14 protein-coding genes are annotated in these 16548 nt (G+C 66.6%); 2 read left to right on the top strand and 12 right to left on the bottom strand.

Annotation, left to right across the window (positions count from 1 at the left end):
- Window positions 1-60: 60 nt before the first annotated feature.
- Window positions 61-1107 carry a response regulator gene (locus C7416_RS12120; RefSeq protein WP_111519185.1) on the top strand — a complete coding sequence of 349 codons (1047 nt, stop codon included), beginning with the start codon at window positions 61-63 and terminating at the stop codon, window positions 1105-1107.
- A 27-nt stretch (window positions 1108-1134) separates the two neighbouring features.
- Here C7416_RS12120 and C7416_RS12115 read toward each other — a convergent pair whose 3' ends face one another.
- The 9 genes from C7416_RS12115 to C7416_RS12075 all read right to left on the bottom strand — a co-directional run bounded on the left by C7416_RS12115 (window position 1135) and on the right by C7416_RS12075 (window position 11032).
- Window positions 1135-2388 carry a THUMP domain-containing class I SAM-dependent RNA methyltransferase gene (locus tag C7416_RS12115; protein WP_111519184.1) on the bottom strand — a complete coding sequence of 418 codons (1254 nt, stop codon included), beginning with the start codon at window positions 2386-2388 and terminating at the stop codon, window positions 1135-1137.
- A 63-nt stretch (window positions 2389-2451) separates the two neighbouring features.
- On the bottom strand, window positions 2452-3057 hold the full coding sequence (locus C7416_RS12110) for a 2-hydroxychromene-2-carboxylate isomerase (protein WP_111519183.1): 606 nt from the start codon (window positions 3055-3057) through the stop codon (window positions 2452-2454).
- Window positions 3058-3103: 46 nt separating this feature from the next.
- The gene (locus C7416_RS12105; protein ID WP_018006344.1) at window positions 3104-3526 is read right to left on the bottom strand and encodes a CopD family protein; all 423 of its coding nucleotides are present in this window, start codon (window positions 3524-3526) and stop codon (window positions 3104-3106) included.
- 62 nt (window positions 3527-3588) lie between these two features.
- Entirely contained in the window at window positions 3589-4869 is a 1281-nt protein-coding gene (locus C7416_RS12100) for a glutamate-5-semialdehyde dehydrogenase (protein ID WP_111519182.1), read from the bottom strand.
- Between the two features lie 184 nt (window positions 4870-5053).
- Window positions 5054-6112, bottom strand: coding sequence for a DNA polymerase III subunit delta (gene holA / locus C7416_RS12095; RefSeq protein WP_111519181.1), 1059 nt, complete (start codon window positions 6110-6112; stop codon window positions 5054-5056).
- Between the two features lie 21 nt (window positions 6113-6133).
- A complete protein-coding gene (locus C7416_RS12090; RefSeq protein ID WP_062801706.1) occupies window positions 6134-6649 on the bottom strand; it encodes an LPS-assembly lipoprotein LptE in 516 nt (171 codons plus the stop codon).
- A gap of 44 nt (window positions 6650-6693) precedes the next feature.
- Entirely contained in the window at window positions 6694-9315 is a 2622-nt protein-coding gene (leuS, locus tag C7416_RS12085) for a leucine--tRNA ligase (protein ID WP_111519180.1), read from the bottom strand.
- A gap of 168 nt (window positions 9316-9483) precedes the next feature.
- The gene (gene dapB, locus C7416_RS12080; protein ID WP_111519179.1) at window positions 9484-10281 is read right to left on the bottom strand and encodes a 4-hydroxy-tetrahydrodipicolinate reductase; all 798 of its coding nucleotides are present in this window, start codon (window positions 10279-10281) and stop codon (window positions 9484-9486) included.
- A 112-nt stretch (window positions 10282-10393) separates the two neighbouring features.
- Entirely contained in the window at window positions 10394-11032 is a 639-nt protein-coding gene (locus C7416_RS12075) for an outer membrane protein assembly factor BamE (protein WP_111519178.1), read from the bottom strand.
- A gap of 247 nt (window positions 11033-11279) precedes the next feature.
- Here C7416_RS12075 and fur point away from each other — a divergent pair, with 247 nt between their 5' ends.
- A complete protein-coding gene (gene fur / locus C7416_RS12070) occupies window positions 11280-11711 on the top strand; it encodes a ferric iron uptake transcriptional regulator (protein WP_012353845.1) in 432 nt (143 codons plus the stop codon).
- Window positions 11712-11802: 91 nt separating this feature from the next.
- Here fur and C7416_RS12065 read toward each other — a convergent pair whose 3' ends face one another.
- The 3 genes from C7416_RS12065 to tkt form a co-directional block, all read right to left on the bottom strand.
- Window positions 11803-12798 (bottom strand): LysR family transcriptional regulator, encoded by a 996-nt coding sequence (locus C7416_RS12065; RefSeq protein WP_062802249.1) that lies wholly within the window; start codon window positions 12796-12798, stop codon window positions 11803-11805.
- Window positions 12799-13169: 371 nt separating this feature from the next.
- Complete coding sequence (gene gap / locus C7416_RS12060; protein ID WP_062801710.1) at window positions 13170-14168, bottom strand: type I glyceraldehyde-3-phosphate dehydrogenase; 999 nt, start codon at window positions 14166-14168, stop codon at window positions 13170-13172.
- A gap of 84 nt (window positions 14169-14252) precedes the next feature.
- Window positions 14253-16286: a transketolase gene (gene tkt / locus C7416_RS12055; RefSeq protein ID WP_181461223.1), complete on the bottom strand. Its 2034-nt coding sequence runs from the start codon at window positions 16284-16286 to the stop codon at window positions 14253-14255.
- Between the last annotated feature and the right edge of the window lie 262 nt (window positions 16287-16548).

Genomic DNA, 16548 nt, shown 5'->3' with positions numbered 1-16548 from the left:
GAATACGCACGCTGGCTTGCCACTTGCGCCACGCCTGTGCCAACCCCTGCCCGCCGCTCCATGACCTTCAATCCGCACGACAGGAATCTGTCGGTCTTCCATCACCCGGTCCTGACTGTCCTTGTGGATGACAGCAAGTCCTTCATCGACAGCCTGGCGTTCCAGATGGATGCCGCGCGCGGGGTGATCACCTTCACCGACCCGCGCGAGGCGCTGCAGTGGATCCGAGAAGCCTACGCCACCCGCTTCCCGGGGTTCCTGCCGGTGCGCGTGACCCACGACGACCTGACCTTCCTGACCGAGCGCCGCACGGTCCAGCTCGACATCGACCGCATCTACCGCCAGATCCACGACGTCAACCGCTTCCTGCAGCCCGGCGTGGTGGTGGTCGACTATTCGATGCCGCAGATGGACGGCCTGGAGTTCTGCCAGGCGCTGCAGGACCTGCCGTGCAAGACCATCCTGTTGACCGGCACCGCCGATGAAAGCATCGCGGTGCAGGGCTTCAACCACGGGCTGATCGATCGCTATGTGAAGAAGCACGACAGCAATATGGTGGAGCGGCTCGACCAGGAAATCGAAGCGATGCAGCAGGCGTACTTCGCCACGCTGTCGCGCACGCTGCGCGAGCTGCTGACGCGGCATTCGTTCTCGTTCCTGTCCGATCCGGCCATGACCGAGCGCATGCGCCAGCTGACCGCGCGCTACGGCTTTGTCGAGTACTACCTGTACCCCAATCCCGCCGGCATCCTGCTGCTGACCGCACAGGGCCACGCCACCCTGATGGTGATCGAGACCCGCGCCGGGCTGATGACGCAGGTGGAGTCGGCCGAGGCCTACGATGCCCCCGCCGCGCTGATCGAAGGCCTGCGCGAGGGCCGGCTGGTGCCCTTCTTCTGGCCCGGCAACGGCATGTACACGCCGGCCTGCGTCGATTGGGAACAATACTGCCTGCCGGCCGAGCGCTGCGAAGGCCGGGAAGAATTCTTCTACGCGCTGTTCGACCTGCCGCGCCACCTGCTGCAGGAGCCGGTGGTCAGCCTGCAGAGCTTCCTGGCGGACTTCAGCCGCAATCCGGATGCGCTGACGGGGCGCAAGCGCCCCTGACGCCACAGCACCGCTGCGCAGGCGGGGTCAGTCCGCCTGCGGCGCCCGGTTGGCGCCGCGCACCATGTCGAAACGGAACAGCCGGCACTCGATATTGCCGTTGTAGAGCGGCGTGCGGCGCGATTCCTTCAGCCGCAGCCGGCGCGGGAAGCCCAGGTCGCCGGTGAACACCCACGCCTGCCAGCCCGCGAAATGCTGCTTCAGGGTGGTGGCAAAGGCGCTGGCGAACTGGTTGGCGGCGGCCTCTTCGACCTCGTCGCGCGGCTGTTCGTCTTCCGGCGCGCGGCGCTGTCCGCGCACCGCGATACGCTCGCCATACGGCGGATTCATCAGCAGCAGGCCCGGCTCGTCATAGGGCGGCTGCACGAAGCGCGCGTCGACCTGCTTGGTGCGCGCCTCGCCCGGCAGGCCGGCGCGTTCCCAGTTGGCGCGCGTGATCGCCAGCATGTCGGTGGAGATGTCCGAACCGACCACCTGCAGCTCATCGGCCGAAGCCAGCATGCGCGCGCGCTGCGCGTCCGCCTTCAGCTTCTGCCAGGCCTTGGTGTCCATGCCCTTGAGCCATTCGAAGGCAAAGCTGCGGCTGCCGCCCGGCGCGATGCCCAGCGCCACCTGCGCGGCCTCGACCAGGAAGGTGCCGCTGCCGCACATCGGGTCGTAGAAAGGCCGGAAGGTCTGGCCCGGAACCCAGCCCGCGAGGCGCAGGATGCCGGCCGCGAGGTTTTCCTTCAGCGGGGCCTCGCCTTTCTCGGTACGCCAGCCGCGCTTGAACAGCGGCTCGCCGCTGGTGTCGAGGTACAGCGTGCAGTCGCGCTCGGTCAGGTGGGCGTAGATGCGCACATCCGGGCTGACGGTGTCGACGCTCGGCCGGGCGCCCAGCCGCTCGCGCATGGCATCGCAGACGCCGTCCTTGACCCGCAGCGCGGTGAAATTGAGGCTGCGCAGCGGCGACTTGTGCGACGTAATGTCCACGCGCAGCGACTCGTCGGGCGAGAACCACTGCTCCCAGCGCACCCCGCGCGCCAGCGTGTAGATGTCGTCCTCGTGCCGGTAGCCGCGCGCGGCCACGCGCATCAGCACCCGGCTGGCAATGCGTGAATGCAGGTTGACCGCATAGGCGGCAGCCATCTCGCCCGAGAAGTTGACGCCGCCCGGCACTTCCTGGTGCACCGCGAAGGGTGCCAGCGTGGCCATGCCCGGCATCGCGGCGATCTCGCGCAGCTCTTCGGCGAGCGCGCTCTCCAGGCCGCGCGGGCAAGGGGCAAAGAAGGCTTGGGTCATGAGAGGGATTCCTGCAAACAAAAACGTCCGCCGTGGCGGACGGGGAAATATCAGTAGCTTAGGTCAGGCCGCGGCCAGTGCGCGGTCGAGAAAGTCGAGGCGGTCCTGGCCCCAGAACGGTTCGCCGTCGAACACGTACCACGGCGCGCCGAACACGCCGGCAGAGATCGCATCCTGCGTGTTCTGCGCATAGGCGGCCTGCACCGACTGGGCCTCGCTGGCCTTGAGCAGGCCGGCGCCATCGAGGCCGGCCTCGTCGGCGATCTGCGCCAGCGTGGCGGCATCGGCAATATTGCGCTGCTGCGCCCACACCGCCGCGCCGATCGCGCCGGTCAGTGCCATCGCGCGCGCGGTGCCGTGCGCCAGTTGCGCCGCAATGATCAGCTTGCTGGCGGCGTCGCCGGACACCGGAAAGAACGTCGGCTCGACGTTCAGCGGGATGTTCAGGAACGCGCTCCAGCGCCTGAGCTCGACCAGCCGGTAGGCCTGCCGCTGCGGCGGGCGCTGCGCCAGCGGCAGCCCGCCCGAGACCGAGAACACTTTGCCGAGGTCGCACGGCTTCAGGTTCACCTGCGCGCCGTGGCGCGCGGCGATGTCGCTGAAACGGGCATGGCCCATGTAGACGTACGGCGATTGCGGCGTCAGGTAATAGTCGATCAGCTTGCTCATCTTGGTTTCCGCAACGGAACAGGCAGCAATGTAAAAGAGGCCAGCCTCAGAACGGCTTGACCACGACCAGGATCACCACTGCCAGCAGCACCAGCACCGGCAGCTCGTTGAACCAGCGATAGAACTTGTGCGAACGCGCGTTGCGCCCCGCCTCGAACTTGCGCAACAGCACGCCGCAGCCGTGGTGGTAACCGATCAGCACCAGCACCAGCGCCAGCTTGGCATGCATCCACCCCTGCCCTGTGCCGCGGCCGATGCCATAGCCCAGGTACAGCCACAGACCGAATACCACCGCGGGCACCGCCAGCATGGTCATGAAGCGGAACAGCTTGCGCCCCATCAGCAGCAGGCGCTCGGTGCTGGCGGCATCGGTTTCCATCGCCAGGTTGACGAAGATGCGCGGCAGGTAGAACAAGCCGGCGAACCACGAAACGACGAAGACGATATGCAGCGCTTTGACCCAGAGCATCGGCGGACAGACCTTGGCTTGCGATGGTTATTGTTGTTGGCGGGCCGGCTTCAGCTCCGACATCAGGTCCGGATCTCGCCGTGCCCGAACACCACGTACTTGAGCGAGGTCAGCCCCTCCAGCCCGACCGGGCCGCGCGCGTGCAGCTTGTCGTTGGAGATGCCGATCTCCGCGCCCAAGCCGTACTCGAAGCCATCGGCGAAGCGGGTCGAGGCATTGATCATCACGCTGGCCGAATCGACCTCGCGGATAAAGCGCATGCCCGCCGAGTAGTTCTCGGTGATGATCGAGTCGGTATGGTGCGAGCCGTATTCGTTGATATGCGCGATGGCTTCATCGAGGCCAGCGACGGTCTTGATGGCCAGGATCGGTGCCAGGTATTCCAGGCGCCAGTCTTCCTCGGTGGCATCGACCAGGCCGCCGAAGCCTGCCGCTTCCAGCGTGGCGCGGGTGGCCGGGCACACGCGCAGCTCGACGCCCTTCTGCTGGTAGATGCGGCACAGCGGCGGCAGCGCCGCGGCGGCGATGTCCCGCGACACCAGCAGCGTCTCCATGGTGTTGCACGGCGCATAGCGCTGGGTCTTGGCGTTGTCGCAGACGCGCACGGCCTTGTCCAGGTCGGCTTCGGCGTCGATATAGACGTGGCAGATGCCGTCCAGATGCTTGATCATCGGCACCCGCGCCTCTTCCATCAGCCGCGCGATCAGGCTCTTGCCGCCGCGCGGCACGATCACGTCGACATACTCGGTCATGGTGATCAGGCGGCCGACCGCGGCGCGGTCGGTGGTCTCGATCACCTGCACCGCCTCGGACGGCAGGCCGGCCGCGGACAGGCCCTCGGCCACCAGCGCGGCCAGCGCGGTGTTGGATTCGATCGCCTCGGACCCGCCGCGCAGGATGGTGGCGTTGCCCGACTTCAGGCACAGCGCGGCGGCGTCGATGGTCACGTTGGGGCGCGACTCATAGATGATGCCGATCACGCCCAGCGGTACGCGCATCTGGCCCACCTGGATGCCGGTCGGACGGAACTTCATGTTCGAGATCTCGCCGATCGGGTCGGCCAGCGCGGCGATCTGCTCCAGGCCTGCGGCCATGGTGTCGATGGCCTTGTCCGACAGCGTCAGGCGGTCGACGAAGGCGGCGTCCTGGCCGTTGGCGCGGGCGCGCTCGACGTCGCGCGCGTTGACGGCCTTGAGCTTGTCGGCATCGCGGCGGATTGCCGCGGCAATGGTCAGCAGCGCACGGTTCTTGTCGGCGGTGGAAGCACGCGCCATCGCGCGCGACGCGGCGCGGGCCTGGCGGCCGACGCGGTCCATGTATTGGTTGAGGTCGAGCTCGGTCATTTCAGTGGCCCTGGGGATTGGCCGTCAGTGTGTGTGTTCCTCCCCTCTCCCGCGCGCGGGAGAGGGGTTGGGGGAGAGGGCCGGTGCATCAACGGGCGTTGTCGCCCTCACCACCGCCTGCCCTCTCCCCCGGCCCCTCTCCCGCAGTTGGGAGAGGGGAGCAAACCGTCAGGGATCCAACCCCTCAGCGCGCAATCATCAGCGCCAGCTGCTGCAAGCCGTCCCACGGCTCGGCCGGCAGCGGCGCGGCGCCTGGCGGCGGCAAATCCTGCAGGCCTTTGACCTGGCGGTCCAGCCGCGCGGCCAGCGCCAGGGCTGCTTCCAGCCGTGGCTGCGACAGGCGCTGCGCGGCCTGCGGCACCAGCCGCTCGCGCGGGCCCCAGACGCGCAGTTCGCGCATCAGCACGCCCGCCGGCTTGCCGGCCGCCAGCCCTTGCCGGACCTTGGATAATACGCGAATTTCCTCGGTCAGCGCCCACAGCACCAGCACCGTGGCCTCGCCCTCGCCGCGCAGCCCTTCGAGCATGCGCACCAGCCGCGGCACGTCGCCCGAGAGCATCGATTCCGACAGCTTGAAGACATCGTAGCGGGCCACGTTCAGCACCGCGTCGTGGACCTGGTCGAAGCTTAGTTCGCCGGGCGGGTACAGCAGGCCCAGCTTCTGGATTTCCTGGTGCGCCGCCAGCAGGTTGCCCTCGACCTTGTCGGCAATGAACTGCAATGCGCGCCGTCCGGGCTCACCGCCCTGCACGCGCTGCTGCTGCAGCGCCAGCCGCTCGCCGACCCACGCCGGCAAGCGGGTCCGGTCCACGCTGTCGACCTTGATCGACACGCCGGCGCCTTCCAGCGCCTGGAACCAGGCTGACTTGGACGCGGCAAAATCCAGTCGCGGCAGCGTCACCAGCATCACCACGTCGGGCGACGGCTGCGCGGCCACGGCGCGCAGCGCCTCGCCACCGTCCTTGCCGGGCTTGCCCGAGGGGATGCGCAGCTCGACGATCTTGCGGTCGCCGAACAGCGACATCGACTGCTGCGCCTCGACCAGCCGCCCCCAGTGGAAGCCGCGCTCGGCCACCAGCACCTCGCGTTCGGAGAAACCGGCTTCGCGCGCCGCCGCGCGCAGGCGGTCAACCGCTTCCAGTACCAGCAGGTGCTCGTCGCCATGCACCACGTACAGCGGCGCCAGCCCCTTGGCCTTGGCCTGGCGCAGGTGCGCGTCGAGCCCGTCGAGCTTAAGCTGCATGCCGTCAGCCTGCCCGCGCGCTCAGATCGCCTTGACGGCGGCCAGCCGGCGCATCAGCTGCTGCACGATGTCGCGCTGCATGTCGCGGTACAGCTGCTGCTCTTCGTAGTCCTTGGCCAGCGTATTGGCTTCGTTGTAGGTCAGGTCGCGCGTCAGCACCAGTTGCGACGGCGCGATCAGTTCCTTGCCGGCGGGGTCGCGCAGGCGGAAGGTGAAGCGCTGGGTCAGGCGGTATTCGCGCACCACGCCCTCGGTCGTAATCGACAGGATGGACTTGGTGCGGGTGTCCTGCAGCACGTCCAGCAGCGCGTCGGCTTCTTTCTGGTCGGCCACCACCTGGGTGTCCGAGCCGCCGCGGATGGCGCGGCGCAGGTCCGCGCCCATCAGCGAGTTGGGCGGGATGCCGATATACAGCCGCTTGAAGGCGAAGTCCGAGTTGCCGCGCAGATGGAAGCCGCAGCCGGCCAGCAAGCCCGTGGCCGGCACTGCCAGCAGGGCCGCGAGCAGCTTGCGGCGTCCCAGGTTCAGTCGCTTCATGGTTGGCGATTCCTTTGTCAGGTTCCGGCGGGCGGACGGCGCTGTCAAAGCACCACGTTGACCAGGCGGCCAGGCACCACCACGATCTTCTTGGGCGCCTTGCCTTCGGCAAACTTGGCCACGGTGTCGCTGGCGGCGGCCGCGGCCTCGATCGCGGCGCGGTCGGCGTCGGCGGGCACGGTGATGCTGCCGCGCACCTTGCCGTTGATCTGCAGCACCAGTTCGATCTCGCTGCGCACCAGCGCGGCTTCATCGACCTGCGGCCACGGGGCGTCGAGCAGGTCGCCGGCCTCGGCGGCATAGCCCAGCTGCTCCCACAGGCCGTGGGTGATGTGCGGCACCACCGGGTACAGCACGCGCAACAGGATGCCGAAGCACTCGCGGCGCGCCGCCGGCGACGCGGTCTTGGCGTCGTCCAGCGCGTTCAGCATCTTCATGGTGGCGGACACCACGGTGTTGTACTGGATGCGCTGGTAGTCGTAGTTGGCCTGCTTGAGCACGCCGTGGATTTCGCGGCGCAGCTCGGCATCGTCCGCCCCCGGCGCGCCGGCGGCACCGTCGCGGATCGCGGCGGCATTGGCATAGCCATAGTTCCACACGCGGCGCAGGAAGCGCGACGCACCCTCCACGCCCGAACCGCTCCACTCGAGCTGCTGCTCGGGCGGCGCGGCAAACATCACGAACAGGCGCGCGGTGTCGGCGCCGTACTGGTCGATCAGCGCCTGCGGGTCGATGCCGTTGTTCTTGGACTTCGACATCTTCTCGACCCCGCCGATCACCACCGGCTGGCCGTCGGCGATCAGGGTGGCGCCCACCGGGCGGCCGCGCTCGTCGGTCTGCAGGTCGACCTCGGCCGGGTTGTACCAGTGCTTCTTGCCCGACGCGTCTTCGCGGTAGTAGGTCTCGTTGAGCACCATGCCCTGGGTCAGCAGGTTGGTGAACGGCTCGTCGAACTTGACCAGGCCCAGGTCGCGCATGACCTTGGTCCAGAAGCGCGCGTACAGCAGGTGCAGGATCGCGTGCTCGATGCCGCCGATGTACTGGTCCATCGGCATCCAGTAGTCGTTGCGGGCATCGACCATGGTGGCCGCGTCCGGGCAGGTATAGCGCATGTAGTACCAGCACGAATCGATGAAGGTATCCATCGTGTCGGTCTCGCGGCGCGCGGGCTTGCCGCACGACGGGCAGGTGCACTGCAGGAAGCGCGGGTCCTTGGCCAGCGGGTTGCCGGTGCCGTCCGGCACCAGGTCTTCGGGCAGCACCACCGGCAGGTCCTGCTCGGGCACCGGCACCACGCCGCAGCTGTCGCAGTGGATCAGCGGGATCGGCGTGCCCCAGTAGCGCTGGCGCGAGATGCCCCAGTCGCGCAGGCGCCAGGTGGTCTTCTTCTCGCCCAGGCCCATCGCGCCCAGGTCGGCGGCAATGGCTTCCACCGCGGCCTGGTAGCCGAGGCCGTCGTACTTGCCGCTGTGGACGCAGGTGCCGTTTTCCTTGTCGGCGTACCACTCCTGCCAGGCTTCGGTCGAGTACGGCTGGCCCTTGACGTCGATCACCTGCCTGATCGGCAGCTTGTACTTGTTGGCGAAGGCGAAGTCGCGCTCGTCGTGCGCGGGCACGCCCATCACGGCGCCGTCGCCGTAGCTCATCAGCACGTAGTTGCCGACCCACACGTCGACCTTGTCGCCGGTGAGCGGATGCACCACCTGCAGGCCGGTCGGCATGCCCTTCTTCTCCATGGTCGCCATGTCGGCTTCCATGACCGAGCCGTGCTTGCATTCGTCGATGAACGCGGCCAGTTCCGAGTTGTTCAGCGCGGCGTGCGTGGCCAGCGGGTGCTCGGCGGCGACCGCGCAGAAGGTCACGCCCATGATGGTGTCGGCGCGCGTGGTGAAGACATAGAGCTTGCCGTCGTTGATCGGCTTGCCGTCTTCGCCCGGGATGTCATGGGTGAAGGCGAAGCGCACACCCACGCTCTTGCCGATCCAGTTCTGCTGCATCACCTTGACGCGCTCGGGCCAGCCCAGCTGGTCCAGGTCGCCCAGCAGCTCCTGCGCATAGTCGGTGATGCGCAGGTAGTACATCGGGATCTCGCGCTTTTCGACCACCGCGCCCGAGCGCCACCCGCGGCCGTCGATGACCTGCTCGTTGGCCAGCACGGTCTGGTCGACCGGGTCCCAGTTGACGGTGCCGGTCTTGCGGTAGGCGATGCCCTTCTCCAGCATCTTCAGGAACAGCCACTGGTTCCAGCGGTAGTAGTCCGGGCTGCAGGTGGCCACCTCGCGCGACCAGTCGATCGCCAGGCCCATCGACTGCATCTGCTTCTTCATGTAAGCGATGTTGTCGTAGGTCCAGGCGGCCGGCGCCACGCCGTTGTTCAGCGCGGCGTTTTCCGCCGGCATGCCGAACGCGTCCCAGCCCATCGGCATCAGCACGTTGTTGCCGTTCATGCGCAGGTAGCGCGCCATCACGTCGTTGATGGTGTAGTTGCGCACGTGGCCCATGTGCAGCTTGCCCGACGGGTACGGCAGCATCGAGCAGGCGTAGAACTTGGGCTTTTCCTTGCCGTCGGGCCCGGCCGCATGCTCCGACACGCGATAGGCGTCGATGGCTTGCCAGTGCTGCTGGGCGGCTTGTTCAACGGCGGAAGGAAGGTATTTGTCTTGCATGGTCGGGACAGCAGTCAGGACAGCGTCTGCGCGGCAACTGGCCTGCCGGCATCCGGGAAGATTCGTTCGAAGGAAAGCGGCGGGCGCCAGTGTGGGCGCCCGCCCGGCGTGCAATGCTAAAGCAATCGATTATAACCGTGGCGGCAGCGCTGGCCGCCCCCGGCGGCCTTACTTCAGGCCCAGCACGTCCTGCATGTCGAACAGCCCGGTCGGCTTGTCGGCCAGGAAACGGGCCGAGCGCACCGCGCCGTCGGCATACGACTGGCGGCTCGACGACTTGTGGCTGATCTCGATGCGCTCGCCGATGCCGGCGAACATCACGGTGTGGTCGCCGACGATATCGCCGCCGCGGATGGTGGCAAAGCCGATCGACCCGGGATCGCGCTCGCCGGTATGGCCTTCGCGAGCGAACACGCCGCAGGTCTTCAGGTCGCGGCCCAGCGCATCGGCGATCACTTCGCCCATTTTCAGCGCGGTGCCCGACGGGGCGTCGACCTTGAAGCGGTGGTGGGCCTCGATCACCTCGATGTCATAGCCGCTCGACAGCAGTTTGGCCGCCACTTCCAGCAGCTTGAAGGTGGCATTGACGCCGACGCTGAAATTGGCCGCAAAGACGATCCCGATCGATTTGGCGGCCTCGGCCAGCGCGGCCTTGCCGGCCTCGTCGAAGCCGGTGGTGCCGACCACCATCTTGACGCCCAGCTTCTTCGCCGCGGCCAGGTGCGCCAGCGTGCCTTCCGGACGGGTGAAGTCGATCAGGCAGTCCGCGCCCGCCAGGCCGGCTTCCAGGTCCGCCGTGATCGCCACGCCGGTGTCGCGGCCCAGGAACATGCCCGCATCCTGGCCCAGCGCCGGCGAGCCCGGCACGTCGAGCGCGCCCGACAGCTTCACGCCCTCGGTGTTCAGCACTTGTTCGATCAGCATGCGGCCCATGCGGCCCGATGCGCCTGCGATGGCGATGTTCATGGTGTCTGGCTCTGCGGAATATGCGCGGTGCGCGAAAGAGGAACGAGCCGGCCATGCCTGGCCGGCCCGGAAAACCGGCAGCGCGCCGAAGCCGGCGCGCGTGATTGATCGATCAGTTGGCGGCTGGTTTGGCCGCGTCCGCAGGCGCGGTGGCCTGGGCCGGAGCCGACGCTTCGGCGGCGGGCTGGGCCGGTTGTGCGGGAGCGCCGGACGCTTCCGGCTGCTGCGCCTGCCGCGGCACAAAATTCTCGACCGTGGTCTGCTGCTCGGCCGGGGCCGGGGCCGCGGCTGCGCTGGTGGAGATCTTGCCCGGCGTCTGTTCCTTGAGCGCCTTCTTCATGCCGTCGATCTCGGCGATCAGCTCGTACTCGGACGGCAGTTCGTCGCCGCCAAACTTGGCCAGGCGATCGCCGTCGAAGAACACCGTGTAGCGGCGCTGCTGCACCACCGAGGTATTGCCGCGGCGGAACGAAAACACATAATCCCAGCGGTTGGCGTGGAACACGTCGGTCAGCAGCGGCGTGCCGAGCAGGAACTTGACCTGGTCGCGGGTCATGCCCTCGCGCAGCTGCGAAGCGGCCTCGCGCGAGACGAAATTGCCCTGCACGATGTTGATCCGGTACGGCGTGATGGCGTTGGCTACCTTGCGCGAAGTGGAATCGTAGGCCGAGCAGGCGCCGGCCAGCAGGGCCGCGGCCAGCAGGGAGACAACCAGCGTCGGACGCATGGCGGACGAACGGATAGAACGCATGGATCTCGTTTCCGGAGGGAAAGAAAAGTAATGCGGCAGAGAACGGGCTGCGCGGGCATGAAAACGGCGCAAAATGCGCCGATTGCACCACACGAGCGGATGGCATCTGCCGCCGCAACCACATGGGTCGGCAAAGCTTGCCGGGCACGCGACGCCGACCTCAGGACATCGTCGGCACGAGCGACTTTTGCTGCCAAAACCCTTATGATTCAACTATCCAGACATTGTACTCTAGGGAGTCACCCACATGCCGAGTCCGGCGGACCTCAAGAATATCGGCCTGAAGGCGACCGTGCCCAGGCTGAAGATTCTTGAAATTTTTCAGACCAGCGAACAGCGTCACCTGAGCGCGGAAGACGTCTACCGCATCCTGCTCAACGAGCATATGGATATCGGCCTGGCCACCGTCTACCGCGTGCTGACCCAGTTCGAGCAGGCCGGCCTGCTGTCGCGCAACAACTTCGAGTCCGGCAAGGCCATCTTCGAGCTCAATGAAGGCAAGCACCACGATCACCTGGTGTGCCTGGATTGCGGCCGGGTCGAGGAATTCTTCGATTCCGAGATCGAGCAGCGCCAGCAAAGCATTGCGCGCGAGCGCGGCTTTACCCTGCAGGAACACGCGTTGTCGCTGTACGGCAACTGCACCAAAACAAACTGTCCCCACAGACCCAAACGATAAGCAACCGCTCGCTCCCTTGGCGGAGCGCAGACGGAGCAACAAAAAACCGGCGCCAGGCGCCGGTTTTTTGTTGGGGGCTTGCCGCCGCAGGTCAGCGTGCCTGCAGGTCCTGCAAGTCTTGATCGCTCACCACCCGGGCCGGGCGTGCTTGCGGCAGGCCGACGAACTCGCCCACCACCTGGCGGAACAGGCCACGCGCCCACACCAGCATCGGGTGGGTGTTGCGGCTGCGGTGCCAGAACATGTTCAGGCCGAGCGTGGTGTTCAGCTCCGCCGGCAGCGGGAAGGCCTTCAGGCCGTAGGTTTCGCAGGCCATGTCCTTGGTCAGCGCATTGACGGTGAAGATCATGTCCGTCTGCGAGGCCAGTTCGGCCTGCGCGCGCCACGAATGCACCGTCAGCGAGGCGTTGCGCTTCAGGCCGCGCTGCTGCAGTGCATAGTCGAGCGGGATCAGCGACGGTGCCGGTCGGCCCGAGCCGCCGGAGTGCGCCATGAAGATATGGCCGCAGTCCAGGTATTGCTCGAGCGTGCAGTGCCCTTTCAGCACCGGATGGTCCTTGCGCGCGCACACCCACAGGTTCAGCGACGTCACCATTTCCTCGACGATTTCCGGATGGCGGGTCGGGAACGGCGAGAATGCCAGGTCGAGTTCATTGGCGCGCATCGACGCCACGTCGGTTTCCCACGAATGGGACTCGACCAGCTTGATATGCAGGTCCGGCGCCAGCGCCTTGATACGCAGCACGAAACGGTTGAACACCGTGTCGCCCAGTTCCGCGGCAAAGCCGATGCTCAGCGTGCCGGTGGCAGTGGCCGGATCGAAGTTGTCCGCGTCGCCCTCGTTGATCGACGACCACAGGTCCAGCATGTCGCGGATCTTGGGGCCCAGCTCGAGCGCGCGCGGCGTCGGCGTCAGCCCGTGCGGGACGCGGATAAAGAGTGGATCGTCAAAGATTTCGCGCAGCCTGCCCAGCGAATGCGAGACCGCCGGCGCGGTCATGTGCATCTTCTCAGCCACGTAGGTGGCATTACGCTTGCTCAGCAGCTCGGTGAAGATCACTAGAAGCTTTGTGTCTACGTTCACCATGATCAGGCCCCCGGTCAGATTTTTCACAGCTAAGATGGCCCCACCACTTGCACTGGCTGCACATCAGATTTCAACAGCGTCTTAATAGTGTAAGAGGAAAAATCAGGCTCGGAAAGCAAATTCGGCATTTCTGAAACGGTCGCCCATGGCATAACTGCGAAAAATTGCGCGATTTTGCCGCAATTGATCGTAGATGCGTACATTGGCGGCGGCGCAACCGGCACTTCGCCTTGGCTATCCTCGACCTTAGGGTTCCACTTTTATCATTCTTTTCTGACGCAACTATTTCAGTGGCGGCAGCAGACCAGCATCCTGCCTGAAAAAAGAAAAACGCGCCCGCGGGCGCGTTTTCCTGGCGCGGAAGGCGCGGATTACTTGGCCACCACGCGGGCCATTTCCAGCACCTTGTTCGAGTAGCCCCACTCGTTGTCGTACCAGCTCACGACCTTGATGAAGGTGCCGTCCAGCGCGATGCCGGCTTCGGCGTCGAAGATCGAGGTGCGGGCATCGCCGCGGAAGTCCGTGGCGACGACCTTGTCTTCGGTATAGCCCAGCACGCCCTTCAGCGCACCCTGGCTCTGGGCCTTCATCTCGGCGCAGATTTCTTCGTACGACGCCGACTTTTCCAGCTCGACGGTCAGGTCGACCACCGACACGTCGGAGGTCGGCACGCGGAACGACATGCCGGTCAGCTTCTTGTTCAGCTGCGGGATCACCACGCCCACGGCCTTGGCGGCGCCGGTCGACGACGGGATGATGTTTTCCAGGATGCCGCGGCCACCGCGCCAGTCCTTGTTGGACGGGCCGTCGACGGTCTTCTGCGTGGCGGTGGCGGCGTGCACGGTGGTCATCAGGCCGCGCTTGATGCCCCACTTGTCGTTCAGCACCTTGGCCACCGGGGCCAGGCAGTTGGTGGTGCAGCTGGCGTTGGAGATGATGGCCTCGCCCTTGTAGGTGTCGTGGTTGACGCCGTACACGAACATCGGGGTGTCGTCCTTGGACGGGGCCGACATGATCACCTTCTTGGCGCCCGCGTCGATGTGCTTCTGCGCGCCTTCCTTGGTCAGGAAGATGCCGGTGGACTCGACCACCACGTCGGCGCCGATCTCGCCCCACTTCAGCTCGGCCGGATCCTTGACCGCGGTCAGGCGGATCTTCTTGCCGTTGACGACCAGGGTATTGCCGTCGACCGACACTTCGCCGTCAAAGCGGCCATGCACCGAGTCGTACTTCAGCATGTACGCCAGGTAGTCGGGCTCGAGCAGGTCGTTGATGCCAACGACTTCGATGTCCTTGAAGTTGGCGACGGCGGCGCGGAACACCATGCGCCCGATGCGGCCGAAGCCGTTGATGCCGATCTTGATGGTCATGACTGTCTCTCCTGAGGATCGATTGAAACCGGTGGGCGCCGCGTCTGCCGCGCGGCGCACCGCGCGGCTCCAGCGCCCGGATGCTTAGATAAGGGTGTCCTTCACCGTACGGACCACGTTCTCGACGGTAAAGCCGAAGTGCTTGAACAGCACGCCGGCCGGGGCCGATTCACCAAAGGTGTCGATGCCCACCACCGCCTGGACCTGGTATTTCCACCAGAAGTCCGTCACGCCCGCCTCGACCGCCACGCGCGGCACGCCGGCCGGCAGCACGCTGGCCTTGTAGGCGGTGTCCTGCTTGTCGAACACGGTGGTCGCGGGAATCGACACCACGCGCACATGCACGCCTTCGGCGGCCAGTGCGTCGGCGGCGCCGACGGCCAGGCCGACTTCCGAGCCGGTCGCCAGGATCACGGCGTCCGGACGGTTAGTCTTCGGATTCACGCTGTCGCGCAGCACGTAGCCGCCGCGCGCGATATTGGCGCGGGTGGCGTCGTCGCGCTGCTGGAACGGCAGGTTCTGGCGGCTGAAGATCAGGCAGCTCGGGCCGTTCTCGCGGCGGATCGCCTCGGCCCAGGCCACGGCGGTCTCGGTGGTGTCGGCGGTACGCCAGACGTCCAGGTTGGGGATCAGGCGCAGGCTGGCGACGTGCTCGATCGACTGGTGCGTCGGGCCGTCCTCGCCCAGGCCGATCGAGTCATGGGTGAACACGAACAGCGAGCGGATCTTCATCAGCGCCGCCATGCGCAGCGCATTGCGGCTGTAGTCCGAGAACGTCAGGAAGGTCGCGCCGTAGGGGATGTAGCCACCATGCAGCGCGATGCCGTTCATGATCGCGCTCATGCCGAACTCGCGCACGCCATAGTTGATGTGGTTGCCCCAGGCATCCACACGCACGGCCTTGCTGCCCGACCAGTTGGTCAGGTTCGAGCCGGTCAGGTCGGCCGAGCCGCCGAGGAACTCGGGCAGCACCGGGCCGAAGGCCTCGATGGTGTTCTGGCTGGCCTTGCGGGTGGCGATGGTCTCGGCCTTTTCCTCGCACTTGGCGATAAAGGCTTCGACCGCGGCGTCGAACGCGCCCGGCAGCTCGCCCTTCATGCGGCGGGTGAACTCGCCGGCCTCGTACGGGTGGCGCTCGGCATACGATTCGAACAGCGCGTTCCAGGCGCGCTCCAGCGCCTGGCCGTTGGCCTTGGCGTCCCAGGCGTCGTAGACCTCGGCCGGCACCTCGAACGGGGCGTGAGCCCAGCCCAGCGCCTCACGCGTGGCCAGCACCTCGGCGCCGCCCAGCGGGGCGCCGTGCACGTCGTGGCCGCCTTCCTTGTTGGGCGCGCCCTTGCCGATCTTGGTGCGGCAGCAGATCAGGGTCGGCTTGTCGCTGGCCTTGGCCTGCGCGATGGCATTGTCGACCGCGACCACGTCGTGGCCGTCGATGCCGCGGATCACGTTCCAGCCGTAGGCTTCGAAGCGCTTCGGGGTGTCGTCGTTGAACCAGTGCACCACGTCGCCGTCGATCGAGATGCCGTTGTCATCCCACAGCGCGATCAGCTTGTTCAGCTTGAGCGTGCCGGCCAGCGAGCAGGCCTCGTGCGAGATGCCTTCCATCAGGCAGCCGTCGCCCAGGAACACATAGGTGTAGTGGTCGACGATGTCGAAGCCAGGGCGGTTGAATTCCTCGCCCAGCAGGCGTTCGGCCAGCGCCATGCCGACGGCGTTGGTGATGCCCTGGCCGAGCGGGCCGGTGGTGGTTTCCACGCCCGGGGTGATGCCGTATTCCGGGTGGCCGGCGGTCTTGCTGTGCAGCTGGCGGAAGTTCTTCAGCTCTTCGACCGGCAGGTCGTAACCGGTCAGGTGCAGCAGCGCGTAGATCAGCATCGAGCCGTGGCCGTTGGACAGCACGAAGCGGTCGCGGTCGGCCCACTGCGGGTTGCTCGGGTTGTGCTTGAGATGCCGGCCCCACAGCGCCACGGCGATGTCTGCCATGCCCATCGGCGCACCGGGGTGGCCGGAGTTGGCCTGCTGGACGGCGTCCATGGCAAGCACGCGGATGGCGTCGGCCATCAGCTTGGCGGGCTGGGAAGCAAAGGGACTTGTGGCGGGATGGGCAAGGGCGGACATGCGGGCGGATTCGGCGTGAGCCTTGGCGGCAGGAAAACCGCAATTTTAGCAGAAGCTAGGGGGTTTTCCGGACTCCCGGACGACCCCTTGGCCGAGTCCGGGCGATCATCGCAGGCCGCCCGCACCGCCGCATGCCGGCAGCCGGAACTATCCGGGCCCCGGCATGCCTGATGCTTCACCCCGGCGCCCTGGCGAGGACGTGGCGCGGCACTTCGACAGCGTAGCGCGGCACGCGTAAGATGCACTCTCGCACCGCGCGGCA

The sequence above is a fragment of the Cupriavidus phytorum genome (genome assembly GCF_003254285.1).
GTDB lineage: Bacteria > Pseudomonadota > Gammaproteobacteria > Burkholderiales > Burkholderiaceae > Cupriavidus > Cupriavidus phytorum.
This window is presented reverse-complemented; position numbering and strand designations above follow the sequence as displayed.

Bases quoted from the DNA above. Each gene is read 5' to 3' on its own strand.
- tkt (WP_181461223.1), bottom strand. From the start codon at position 16,286: ATGTCCGCCCTTGCCCATCCCGCCACAAGTCCCTTTGCTTCCCAGCCC.
- C7416_RS12115 (WP_111519184.1), bottom strand. From the start codon at position 2,388: ATGACCCAAGCCTTCTTTGCCCCTTGCCCGCGCGGCCTGGAGAGCGCG.
- C7416_RS12105 (WP_018006344.1), bottom strand. From the start codon at position 3,526: ATGCTCTGGGTCAAAGCGCTGCATATCGTCTTCGTCGTTTCGTGGTTC.
- C7416_RS12100 (WP_111519182.1), bottom strand. From the start codon at position 4,869: ATGACCGAGCTCGACCTCAACCAATACATGGACCGCGTCGGCCGCCAG.
- gap (WP_062801710.1), bottom strand. From the start codon at position 14,168: ATGACCATCAAGATCGGCATCAACGGCTTCGGCCGCATCGGGCGCATG.
- C7416_RS12120 (WP_111519185.1), top strand. From the start codon at position 61: ATGACCTTCAATCCGCACGACAGGAATCTGTCGGTCTTCCATCACCCG.
- C7416_RS12075 (WP_111519178.1), bottom strand. From the start codon at position 11,032: ATGCGTTCTATCCGTTCGTCCGCCATGCGTCCGACGCTGGTTGTCTCC.
- leuS (WP_111519180.1), bottom strand. From the start codon at position 9,315: ATGCAAGACAAATACCTTCCTTCCGCCGTTGAACAAGCCGCCCAGCAG.
- C7416_RS12065 (WP_062802249.1), bottom strand. From the start codon at position 12,798: ATGGTGAACGTAGACACAAAGCTTCTAGTGATCTTCACCGAGCTGCTG.
- C7416_RS12090 (WP_062801706.1), bottom strand. From the start codon at position 6,649: ATGAAGCGACTGAACCTGGGACGCCGCAAGCTGCTCGCGGCCCTGCTG.
- dapB (WP_111519179.1), bottom strand. From the start codon at position 10,281: ATGAACATCGCCATCGCAGGCGCATCGGGCCGCATGGGCCGCATGCTG.
- fur (WP_012353845.1), top strand. From the start codon at position 11,280: ATGCCGAGTCCGGCGGACCTCAAGAATATCGGCCTGAAGGCGACCGTG.
- C7416_RS12110 (WP_111519183.1), bottom strand. From the start codon at position 3,057: ATGAGCAAGCTGATCGACTATTACCTGACGCCGCAATCGCCGTACGTC.
- holA (WP_111519181.1), bottom strand. From the start codon at position 6,112: ATGCAGCTTAAGCTCGACGGGCTCGACGCGCACCTGCGCCAGGCCAAG.